Genomic DNA, 11,775 nt, shown 5'->3' with positions numbered 1-11,775 from the left:
TTTTATTGCACATTTTTGGATAATGCAAAATTCTTTTCAGAAGTTGGAAATTTTAACATAGTTCACACTACAAAATTAAAAACACCGGAAATTTTACAAAAGTTTGCACTACAATTAAAAAAACATAACAAAAAAACTCAAATCTTCTAGCAGAACAATTGCAGCGTTGGACGGTTCCCGAGAACTCTCGTATCTCAGTACAACGTCCTACGTAAGTGGGCTTAACTGCCGGGTTCGAAATGAGTCCGGGTGTTGCCCCACTGCTATGGCCGCAATTGAACAGGAAATTTCGCGATTCGGAAATCACAGATTTCCTGTACCTTCAAACTTTCTTGCGAAAGTTATTCAGGAAGCCAAGGCCCGGACTTGAACCGGGGTGTAGTCGCTCTGCAGGCGACCGCGTGGCCGCTCCGCCACCTTGGCCATAAGGACTGTATACACAAGATTTCGTCTGGACTTTAACGGTTATTCCTTTGCTGAATTATCGGACGTTAGTGCTTGTGGACTGAACACGTCGTTGCCTTCGTGCGTACATCCCAAGTCTATCAAACGAGTCTTTTACTCGTGTCCTATAACGAAGTCTCTTTTAGGGTCAGGTTTCAAGCTTAGATGCTTTCAGCTTTTATCCCTTATCGCGTAGCCACCCGGCACTGCCCTGTCGGACAACCGGTCTACCAGTGGCGACGACGGAAAGTTCCTCTCGTACTATTTCCGTCTTACCCTCAGACTTCCAACACTCCATATAGATAGTAACCGACCTGTCTCACGACGGTCTAAACCCAGCTCACGATCCCCTTTAATAGGCGAACAACCTCACCCTTGGCTGCTGCTGCACAGCCAGGATGGAAAGAACCGACATCGAGGTAGCAAGCCGCCGGGTCGATATGTGCTCTTGCCGGCGACGACTCTGTTATCCCCGGGGTAGCTTTTCTGTCGTCAATAGCACTCATCAAAAGCGCGTATTGGTTCGTTAGACCCGAGTTTCCTCTCGCAGATACTTGCTATTCGTATCAGCGTCAGGCCAACTTTTGCTCTTGACACTCTCCTGTGAGTTTCTGACTCACATGAGTTGACCTTGGGGCACCCTTGATATCTTTTCGAGGGTGTGGCGCCCCACCCAAACTGCCTACCTACCGATGTCCTCTCAAAGAGAGTTAGTGTTACAGTAAACCAAGGATGGTGTCTCAGATTGCGACTCCACTGCCCCCACGAGGGCAGCTTCGATGTCTCCCATCTACACTGCGCAAGGAATACCGTAACACAACGACAGGCTGCAGTAAAGCTCCACGGGGTCTTCACTTCCCATATGGAGGCCCTAGCCTCTGCACTAGGATAAAATCTTCAACGGACTTGTGTTTGGGACAGTAGGACTCTCGTTAATCCATTCATGCAAGTCGCCAATTAAGCGACAAGGTACTACGCTACCTTAAGAGGGTCATAGTTACCCCCGCCGTTTACAGGTCCTTCGTCCGGTTGTACCCGGTTTTCAGATACCTGCACTGGGCAGGAATCACAGACTATACTAGTCCTTTCGGAGTTGCAGTCTGCTATGTTGTTATTAGACAGTCGGAGTCCCCTGGTCACTGCGACCTGCCCAATCACTGGGCAGGCACCCCTTATTCCAAAGTTACGGGGCTATTTTGCCGAGTTCCCTAAACACAATTAAACCGACACGCCTTAGCCTTCTCAGCTAGGGGCACCTGTGTCAGATCTCGGTACGGACATCTTGTCCCCTTTTCACGGGCTCCGGGAATTTGCTTTATTACTCCATCACGCTTTCACTCAATTCTCACCATTACGGTTCTCCAAGAGCTTATACGATTAGACAGGGCGACAGCCCTGCAAAGCATATCCGGAAGCGTCAGGATTATTGACAGATGGTACAGGAATATTAACCTGTTTCCCTTTCGCTGTACTCGAGTTACGGTACAACTTAGGACCGACTAACCCTCGACTGACGAACATTGTCGAGGAAACCTAGCCCCTTCGGCGGTTGGGATTCTCACCCAACTATGCTTCTACTAATGCCAGAATTCTCATTTCTACACGGTCCACAGGAACTTACATCCCTGCTTCTACCCATGCACAACGCCTCTCTACGCCATCACATTGCTGTGGTCCGTGGTATCTGTGGTAGGTTTGAGCCCCGTCCATTTTCTGCGCCCTAAATCTCGACTGGTAAGCTGTTACGCACTTTTTGAAGGATAGCTGCTTCTAAGCTGACCTTCCAGTTGTCTTTGACCTAGGACATCATTTAGTGTTTACACTTAACCTACACTGAGGGACATTAACCACGGTCTGGGTTGTCTCCCTTACGCACTACAAGCTTACCCCGTAGTGCGGACTTCCAAGCTTCTACGGCGATGGGGAATTCGGAGTTTGACAGCAGGGTAAGGGATTTCTCCCCCAACTCCCACAATCAGTGCTCTACCTCACCATCTACCTCTGCTCAGGTCATGCTACGGCATGTTTCGAGAGGAACCAGCGGATGCCCAGTTCGATTGGCCTTTCACCCCTATACGCAGGTCACACGAATGATTTGCATATCAATACCGCTTCGGCCCTCCACGCAACTTTCGTCACCCTTCAGCCTGCCCACGCATAGATCACTGGGCTTCGGGTCTTATCCTATCGACTCCACGCACTTTTAATACGCCGTCCCATGTAAAAACTACGGACATGTCGCTTTCGCTTCGGCTTCCCGTAAGGTTAACCTCGCCAATAGAATAAACTCTCTGGCCCGTTCTTCAAAACGTAAGTTATGACGCCGGCAATGTATCCCATACTACAGCCTCACGACTGATTCTTTCGATACAAAGATCCTTTCACGCCATAACACACTATCACCTACCAGTTTCAGGCACTTATTCACCACCTTTCCAGGGTTACTTTTCAGCTTTCGCTCACGCTACTATTGCGCTATCGGTTTCGAGGAGTATTTAGTTTTGGAGGTTGATGACCCCCAGATTCTCGCGAGATTTCCAACCCACGATACTCAGGACATCACCAGGACAAAAGAAACATACGTGTACGGGACTGTCACCCTCTTTGGTTTGACGTTCCAGAACAAATTCCACTTCGAATCTAATGCCCGAACGGTGAGCCTTCAACACCACATCTCCCGCGAACGGGATTCAGTTTGAACTCTGTCGCTTTCGATCGCCTTTAATAACGACATCTCGATTGATTTCTCTTCCTCTCCCTACTAAGATGTTTCAATTCGGGAGGTTGCCGATCCAAAAGGATCGCTTCCTAAAAGGAAGCAGGATGTCCCATTCGGGGATCTCCGGATCATAGACTCCTTGCGTCTTCCCGGAGCTTATCGCAGCTTGGCACGCCCTTCATCGGCACTCGAACCGAGCCATTCACTGGCAGGCTAAATGTAATTCAGCATTATCGGTTTAACCGCTAAAATCCATTTAACGTCTTGTGTATACGTCCTATACATGACATCACAGAGTCACTTGCGTCGCCGTAAATGACTCTCAGTCCTTCCCCGGTAATTCACATTTCCGGGTGCATCGGTAAAAACCAGTTACCGAAAGTAACTCGTTTTTAAGTGGACCCAAGGGGATTTGAACCCCTGGCCTCGGCGTTGCAAACGCCGCGCTCTTCCAGCTGAGCTATGAGCCCGACTTTCTCTTATATTCATATTGACATTGGCAATTTTACAGTTTGTTTAATAACCGCTATTCACATCCTCTTGGATTTCATTAGGAGGTGATCCAGCCGCAGATTCCCCTACGGCTACCTTGTTACGACTTAACCCCCCTTGCGAAACCTAGATTCGACTGCGGCAAAAACCACAGCCTCATCCAAACCTCACTCGGGTGGTTTGACGGGCGGTGTGTGCAAGGAGCAGGGACGTATTCACCGCGCTATTTTGAAACGCGATTACTACGGATTCCAGCTTCATGTGGGCGAGTTGCAGCCCACAATCCGAACTTAGGGCAGGTTTAGGAGATTAACTACGCTTTTCAGCGCCGTTACCCATTGTCCTGACCATTGTAGCCCGCGTGTAGCCCAGATAATTCGGGGCATGCTGACCTACCGTTGCCCATTCCTTCCTCCTCTTTAGCAGAGGCGGTCCCAACAGTGTCCCCATCATTCCGGAGAATATGCTGGCAACTGTTGGCGTGGGTCTCGCTCGTTGCCTGACTAAACAGGATGCTTCACAGTACGAACTGACGACGGCCATGCACCTCCTCTCAGCTGGTCAAGCAAGGTCTTCAGCCCGGCTATCATTCCGCTGTCCTATCTGGTGAGCTTCCCGGCGTTGAGTCCAATTAAACCGCAGGCTCCACCCGTTGTGGTGCTCCCCCGCCAATTCCTTTAAGTTTCAGCCTTGCGACCGTACTTCCCAGGCGGTACGTTTCACGGTTTCCCTTCGGCACCCCAGTGACTCGTGGTCACCAGTACACCTAACGCACATCGTTTACGGCTGGGACTACCCGGGTATCTAATCCGGTTCGCTCCCCCAGCTTTCGTTCCTCACTGTCGGAGTCGTTCTGGTGAGATGCCTTCGCCATCGGTGGTCCCCCGGGGATTACAGAATTTCACTTCTACCCCCGGAGTACCTCTCACCTCTCCCGATCCCTAGACCAACAGTATCTCTTAGACGCCCGCCGGTTGAGCCGGCGGATTTCCCAAGAGACTTAAAGGTCAAGCTACGAACGCTTTAAGCCCAATAAAAGCGGTCACCACTCGAGCCGCCGGTATTACCGCGGCGGCTGGCACCGGTCTTGCCCGGCCCTTTCTTCAGATGCATTTTAAACACCTGGACAGCCCGCGTATACGGGCACTCGGGGTTCCCTTATCACAGTTTCCTGCATTGTAAAGTTTTCGCGCCTGCTGCGCCCCGTAGGGCCTGGAATCGTGTCTCAGATTCCATCTCCGGGCTCTTGCTCCCACAACCCGTACCGATTACAGGCTTGTTGGGCCACTACCCCAACAACTACCTAATCGGCCGCAGATCCATCCTAAGGCGCCGGAACTTTCGGTCAAAGAACATTCCAGTATCTCTGACCTATGGAGTATTATCCCCAGTTTCCCGGGGTTATCCTCCACCTTAGGGCAGGTTATCCACGTGTTACTGAGCAGTCCGCCGAGGGTCTTAACCCTCTCAACTCGCATGGCTTAATCGAACCCCGATAGCAGTGACCTCTGGCAGGATCAACCAGAATTAATTTTGAAGATACGTTTCACTTCGGCACACTATCGTTATTTTTGTAATTTCATTCACAAAAGGAATTAGCGGTTATTAAACAAATTTCCGCATTGCCAATGCCAACGTCAGAACCAACACTCCCATCCGAGTGGTTTTGGCTCTCCATTAAAGAATCGAGATAACAATATGGGATTTATTCACATATAAACCCTGTTGTTTCGTTCTCAGAGAAAGACGGGAACAAACATGCTTAGCATATTAATCCACACATCTTTTTTCTCCGTAGATATTCCCCGCGATTTCAAATCACGCTTCGTTGCGTGCTTTGTATCCGGAATACTTCGGCCTTACAAAGTGGTCTTCCGTGACATATAAAGGTTGGCAAAAAACAGGGCTCATGGGTTCAACAAAAGGGGGGTCGCTGAAAAAATAACGTCATATTGCCGGTATTTTGATGGAGATTGATCATACGCGCAAAACCTGATGCGGGGAGAGGGGTTCCTGAACAAAGTTTCAGGATTTTAAAAAAAGTAGAGGATTTCTATAAACCCCCCTCAACCACAAGTACTTTATTTTCCCAGATCGATCTTTAATTCATGAGTAATTTCACTAATTTTGCAATAAAAAGTGAATATGAGCATATTGCTGAATTGGGAGATCGATTGGGTGAAGTTGAAAAGATGATTGACTGGGAACAATTCCGCCCTATCATCAAAGAACTATATACAAACCAAACTGAAATTGGAGGCCGTCCAAATCTGGATGAGGTTCTGATGATTAAGATGCTCGTCCTTCAGCAATGGCACGGTCTCTCTGATCCTGAACTTGAAAGACAGGCTAATGACAGGATTTCTTTCAGACAATTTTTGGGTTATCCCTTAAAGATACCTGATCGTTCTACTATCTGGCTTTTTCGTGAAAGACTATCCAAATCCGGAAAAGATTCTCTAATTTGGAATGAATTACAGCGACAACTGGATCTTAAAGGTCTTTCAATTAGAAAAGGTATGATTCAGGATGCAACATTTATTCACTCAGATCCCGGACATACAAGAGTTGATACTCCAAGAGGAAAAGAAGCAAAGACCAGAAGAAGTAAGGACGGTACATGGACAAAGAAAGGAGGGAAATCTTACTTTGGATATAAGCTGCACGTAATTATTGACAGTGATTATGATCTGATTCGAAGGATTTGTACTACTACTGCATCTCTACACGACAGTCAGATTGATTTATCTGATATTGATGAAGTTGTTTACCGGGACAGAGGCTATCAGGGAGCTGAATGCAAAGGATACAATGCCACAATGTTGAGAGGAGCAAGAGACCATCCAATAGGTATCAGAGACAAACTTCGTAATAATAGAATCAGCAGGAAAAGATCCAAAGGGGAAAGACCATTTGCTGTGATTAAATCAGTTTTTGGATCAGGCAGTGTAAAAGTAACCGATTTGAAAAGAGTGCGGGTGAAAAATATGTTTTCAGCATTTTGTTTTAATCTCTATCAAATGAGAACAATTTATGGACATTGATCAAAGAGCGATAGCTATCTGAAATTGAAAGAAATATTCAAAGAAATGAAAAAATAAATCGGAAGAACAAACCTTTGATCTTATTGATTCAGTAAAAATTGGGATTATAGTAATTCTCAGTAATATTTCATGAATATCTGTAAAAAATATCCGCCAACATCACTGACAGATGTTCTAAAAAAAGAATTTTTCAGATTTATTTTAATTTCTTCTTCTCTCAAGCTCTGCAATTACATCGGAAAAGTTGACATTGCATCCCTTAAGCGCAAGCATAAGATGAAAAATCAGATCTGCTGCTTCGTACACTTTCTGATCATAATCATCATTCTTTGCAGCAATGATAAATTCCGTAGACTCTTCACCAACCTTTTCAAGAGCCTTATCAATACCTTTCCTGTGGGTTAAAATATCAACAACATAACTCTTTTCAGGAGGATTTTCCATCCGGTCACATATTACATTCCAAAGTTCTTCAAAAACACACGTATTCATAATTTTTCACCACCTTCATGTAAAAAAATTTCTCCAATTTCCTTTCCAAAATATCTCTGAACAAGAATCCTTGCCTTCTCGACATTGCAGCCACCCTTGCCGATAGCGATACCAAGATCTGATCTGTCACCTACATAAATATTGAGACGTCCGGACTCCTCATCACAACAGATCTCACATATTTTCGCGGGTTTGAGAATATTTCCAATAAATTCATAAATTTCAGAACTTTCCTCAACCATCTCGGTTCTTTTTCCCAGGATTCTCTGAAGTTTTCTTATATTATCTCCGTTTTTGCCTATTGCAAAACCCATATCACCTTTTTTTATAACATAAATTACTCTGTCATACGCATCATCAATAACACAATCAAGAGCTGTTGATTTGGTAATAATCCGAAGTTCTTCAATATATCTTCTCTCTTTAAACCCAATAGTCGATTGCATTAAAAATCCATTACTCTGTTAATATTTATTGAATTAAATCACTTGGTATTGTTATCCGGATATCAAAACGTGACCTGATTAAAATAAATTTATACGAAATTAAATCCGGTGTACAAAACCGACACCTGATTTTTTAAAACAGGGCCCGTACATTTCTTCAATCTCAGAAATTCTTTTTGTACAGTGCGACACGGCAATGTAATCAATACCGGAAAGAGACCTTAAGTCATCATCCGAAACGTCATGAAGACCGCCAATCACTCCTTTTACCTCTCCGAATTTTCTTATGAATGATAAAATATTACAGATATGCGGATGCGAGCACCCTGCAATAACAAAATAACCACTATCTGATCTTATTGCCAGAGACTGCTCCTTAATATCATCCCCAAGAGAACCGGTCAGAAAAATGTCAGGATAGATTTCAGTCCACCCACGGATAATGTTCAAACTGGAATTTTTTCTCCCCGCTTCAAGCAGACCTTCTGAAAAATCATTTAAAAAATACGCATCTACATATTTATTCTTTTCAAAAAAGACTTTCAGACCCCCGGTATGATCCCAGTGATCATGAGATATTACGAGCCTTTCAATATCCTCAGGTCCGATACCGGCAGCTTCGAGATTTTTGAGCAGTATGTCCCCGTTTCCACCCGTATCAAACAAAAGCCCGGCTTCTTTAATGTAGCATGAATATCCAAATTCAGATCTGAAAGATGAATCAAACGAGCAATTATTGTAAATTTCAATAACAGTAAACATAATTTCAGTATTCTACCGCCTAATACTAAAATCGGCCCGTCAGGGCAAAAAATTATTAAAATTATTATGAATTATAAAATTTTTTCACAAATTATATCCAGAACACCGTTATTTACATTGTAAAAACTTTTACCGGTGTCAACAGTGCTTGGGAGAGGAATATCAATATCCATATCATCAATACTCACCCTTATCATATCCGGCTGAATATCAGCACCGGGAATATCATCCAAATCCGGAGGAAGCTCCAGAGTTACATATAATTTATCAGACCCGTCAATTATCTCATATTCAGGCTCCTCATGACCTTCATCCTGTTCATCAGTCTGAAAAATCCGGGGGTCCCCGCCCGGACCTGAAATTATTGTACATCCTATAAAACGTGCATTTTCATCAATATGAAGACCGGTTATTATATCCTCCATCACTTTTGCAAGATTTCTGAAAACATCATCGTTTGGTTCATTCGTCAAATATATCACACACCCTGTACAGGTCATCTTTGCGCTCAACAATTCCCTTCTTTATAAGATTATTCAGAATAATTCTGACTTCATCTTCAGGAATAAGGATGAATTCTTCAATATCCTTTATACTCATCTCATAGTTTGACAATGCAAGTACTAAATTTACCTCTGTTTCACTGGGTAATATGTCTTTGCAGGAAGCACTCAAATCACTGATTTTTTTATTTATATCTCTCTCAAGATACTCAAGATCTGAAATAAGATTCTCCCTTGACAATACCATGTTTCGTATCATCTTTAATCTATGGATAGTACACTCCCGCCTCCCGGATTCACGCAAATCGTTGCTTAATAATCCAAAACGGGAATCACCTGCATCAATCATGACACTGAAATCCCTGAAAATATAGTAGTACTTCCGGCGGTTGATATCACCACGGGATTTTAGTATCTCTTCGCGTTCCATAAACTGAAGATGCTCTATAACAGCTTTAGGACTTATAGTAAGTCTCTCAGATATTTCTGTAACAAAACAGGGTTTTTGCCTTAATAATTGCAAAATTCTCCTTCTGTTTTTATTTCCAAGAATATCGAGGATGCGGGATACATCATCACCCTCAATCATATATACACTTAAAGTTAGTATATTCAATATATAAAAATTAGGAATTGGACACCCGGTAATTCGGGGCCTCATCTGTTATTAATATATCATGCGGATGGCTCTCTACCTGACCGGCGGAAGTGATCCGGATAAATTTGCCATTCGTTTTCAAATCATTTATTGTTGCAGAGCCTGTGTAACCCATGGCAGATTTAAGACCTCCCACAAGCTGATAGATAATATCGGAAACAGCACCGACATATGGTGTTGCACCCTCAATTCCCTCAGGAACAAACTTTGTCTGCCCGATTCCTTTCTTCTGGAAATAACGATCACTGGACTGGCCGCTGGTCATGACACCAAGTGAACCCATTCCACGGTACTGCTTGTACCTGCGTCCCTTTATTGCTATTATGCGTCCTGGAGCCTCATCAGTTCCTGCAAAGAGACTTCCGAGCATAACACAGTCGGCACCTGCCGCTATTGCCTTTGCAATATCACCACTGTATCTAATTCCTCCGTCTGCAACAACAGGCACATTATCATAATCGGATGCAACCTCTGCAACAGAACAGACTGCCGTTACCTGCGGGACACCGACTCCTGCAACAACCCTTGTCGTGCATATTGAACCGGGCCCTATACCGACCTTTAACCCGTCAACATACCCTGCAAGTTCCTGTGCAGCCTCTTTTGTCGCAATATTTCCAGCAATGACATCGGCATCGACACTCTCCTTCATCTCTTTTATGGCCTTTACAACATTCATGTTGTGCCCGTGCGCACAGTCTGCAACAAGCGCATCAGCGCCTGCCTCATCAAGTAGCATTGCACGTTCAATGTCGAAGGGACCTACTGCTGCCGCAACCCTCAGGTTTCCGTTTTTGTCGCGGTTTGCCTTTGGGTACTGTCTTCTTTCAAGAAGATCCTGCATTGTTATAATGCCAAGGAGCTCATTTTCATCCTTTACAACCGGAAGACGCTCAACCTTGTTTGCATACATTACTTCAAGGGCATCTTCGAGTTCGATGTCATCACCGACAGTGATGGGACTTTTTGTCATTACTTTCTTGACATTCTCACCTGCACGGGTTGCAACAATTCCCCTGAGATCACGACGGGAAACAATTCCGATAATCCTGTCATTCTCCATTACAGGAACACCGCCGATGTTATACTCACGCATCATTGCATCGACTTCGGAAACTGTTGCAGTGCCGTCAACAGTCAGAACTTCTCTTTCCACAAAGTCTTCAGCCTGCTTTACAATCCTGACTTCCTCAACTTCGCGCTCGGGAGTCAGGTTACGGTGTATGACACCAATGCTTCCGGAACGGGCAAGAGCTATTGCCATACCGGATTCTGTGACAGTGTCCATTGCGGATGATACAAGAGGTATTGAAAGATCAATGCTCCTTGTAAAACGTGAACGGACATCAGCCTCACTCGGTTCAACATAAGATGCTGCAGGTACAAGCAGAACATCATCGAATGTATATCCGGTCTGCATGTTCAGCTTTTCAAGATACATAATACAAATTCACCTGACCATCATCATAGCTTTTTCCACGAGCTCTTCTTTTATGACAGCACTGCGATCCCCGCCGCAAACCATACCACGAACACCAATTATCTCAGGATTAATCCTTTTGAGTGATTCGAGGTCTTCAAACTTAAGGGAACCTGCAAGCGCGGTCTTTAAACCAAGTTCGCGGTTTTTATTTGTGAATCTGATGAGTTCATCTTCAGGAAGGAAGTCGTAAAGGCCTTTTCCGTCTTTTACGGCTGTATCAATCATTGCAACGTCAGCGCCGGCCTTTGCTGCAAGGGGAGCCATATCAAAAGGAGAGATGGAGTCAACGCGAGAGTAATCCGCATATGTTGCGATTACAACTGTCTTTTCAGGGAATCTCCATTTTACAGCTTTTGTGACACATTTGATAAATTCAAGGGCACGCTCGTCTCCGTCAAACATAAGGCCGACTTTCACGTAATCCGCACCTGCGCATGCTGCACCGAATGCCCCCTGTGATGCACTTCCCGGGAGGAAGCTGTAATCACCGATTGCGGCGCTTACAGGCTTATTGGTCATGCTTTTTATTTCAGAAATGACCCAGGGAAAATTTGCACCTAAAGAACCTTCCGAGGGCTTTTTTACATCAATTATGTCCGCAGAAAGCGCAGATCCTGCCTCTTCAACGCTTGCGGGACTAACTAACAAATCCATAGTTAATTTTTATCATTTCACATAATTAGTGATTCTTATATATGCACGGAAAAAGGGTCATGCCAAAAAGTAATCACA

At 44.7% G+C, this 11,775-nt stretch carries 8 protein-coding genes, 2 tRNA genes and 3 rRNA genes; 1 reads left to right on the top strand and 12 read right to left on the bottom strand.

All coding sequences use genetic code 11. The annotated features are described in order from the left end of the window. Positions 1-155 precede the first annotated feature (155 nt). From rrf to F1737_RS01380, 5 genes are all read right to left on the bottom strand, one after another. Positions 156-277 (bottom strand): 5S ribosomal RNA (gene rrf / locus F1737_RS01400). 74 nt (positions 278-351) lie between these two features. Then, positions 352-423, bottom strand: a tRNA-Cys gene (locus tag F1737_RS01395). A gap of 49 nt (positions 424-472) precedes the next feature. Continuing rightward, positions 473-3,395, bottom strand: a 23S ribosomal RNA gene (locus F1737_RS01390). Between the two features lie 165 nt (positions 3,396-3,560). Then, positions 3,561-3,633 (bottom strand) — tRNA-Ala (locus tag F1737_RS01385). Between the two features lie 82 nt (positions 3,634-3,715). After that, a 16S ribosomal RNA gene (locus F1737_RS01380) occupies positions 3,716-5,183 on the bottom strand. Together the 16S, 23S and 5S rRNA genes with 2 tRNA genes alongside form the textbook arrangement of a ribosomal RNA operon. 580 nt (positions 5,184-5,763) lie before the next feature. Here F1737_RS01380 and F1737_RS01375 point away from each other — a divergent pair. After that, on the top strand, positions 5,764-6,699 hold the full coding sequence (locus F1737_RS01375; RefSeq protein WP_317135806.1) for an IS5 family transposase: 936 nt from the start codon (positions 5,764-5,766) through the stop codon (positions 6,697-6,699). 201 nt (positions 6,700-6,900) lie between these two features. Here F1737_RS01375 and hisE read toward each other — a convergent pair whose 3' ends face one another. From hisE to F1737_RS01340, 7 genes are all read right to left on the bottom strand, one after another. Beyond that, positions 6,901-7,191, bottom strand: coding sequence for a phosphoribosyl-ATP diphosphatase (gene hisE, locus F1737_RS01370; RefSeq protein ID WP_408669668.1), 291 nt, complete (start codon positions 7,189-7,191; stop codon positions 6,901-6,903). Further along, positions 7,188-7,637, bottom strand: a complete 450-nt coding sequence (locus F1737_RS01365; RefSeq protein ID WP_317136997.1) for a NusA-like transcription termination signal-binding factor — start codon at positions 7,635-7,637, stop codon at positions 7,188-7,190. Before F1737_RS01365 ends, hisE begins: the two co-directional genes overlap by 4 nt. Positions 7,638-7,736: 99 nt before the next feature. Continuing rightward, positions 7,737-8,399: an MBL fold metallo-hydrolase gene (locus F1737_RS01360; RefSeq protein WP_317136996.1), complete on the bottom strand. Its 663-nt coding sequence runs from the start codon at positions 8,397-8,399 to the stop codon at positions 7,737-7,739. Positions 8,400-8,470: 71 nt separating this feature from the next. Further along, entirely contained in the window at positions 8,471-8,872 is a 402-nt protein-coding gene (locus F1737_RS01355; RefSeq protein WP_317136995.1) for an Hsp20/alpha crystallin family protein, read from the bottom strand. Further along, the gene (locus tag F1737_RS01350) at positions 8,862-9,491 is read right to left on the bottom strand and encodes an ArsR/SmtB family transcription factor (RefSeq protein WP_317136994.1); all 630 of its coding nucleotides are present in this window, start codon (positions 9,489-9,491) and stop codon (positions 8,862-8,864) included. The genes F1737_RS01355 and F1737_RS01350 overlap by 11 nt, the downstream gene beginning before the upstream one ends. Positions 9,492-9,528: 37 nt before the next feature. After that, positions 9,529-11,001, bottom strand: a complete 1,473-nt coding sequence (gene guaB, locus F1737_RS01345) for an IMP dehydrogenase (RefSeq protein ID WP_317136993.1) — start codon at positions 10,999-11,001, stop codon at positions 9,529-9,531. Positions 11,002-11,010: 9 nt separating this feature from the next. Continuing rightward, entirely contained in the window at positions 11,011-11,697 is a 687-nt protein-coding gene (locus F1737_RS01340) for a (5-formylfuran-3-yl)methyl phosphate synthase (RefSeq protein ID WP_317136992.1), read from the bottom strand. Positions 11,698-11,775: the final 78 nt, after the last annotated feature.

The organism is Methanoplanus sp. FWC-SCC4, from assembly GCF_032878975.1.
GTDB classification, from domain to species: Archaea; Halobacteriota; Methanomicrobia; order Methanomicrobiales; family Methanomicrobiaceae; genus Methanochimaera; species Methanochimaera problematica.
The sequence above is the reverse complement of the archived record's forward strand: the minus strand, read 5'-3'. Positions and strand labels throughout refer to the sequence as shown.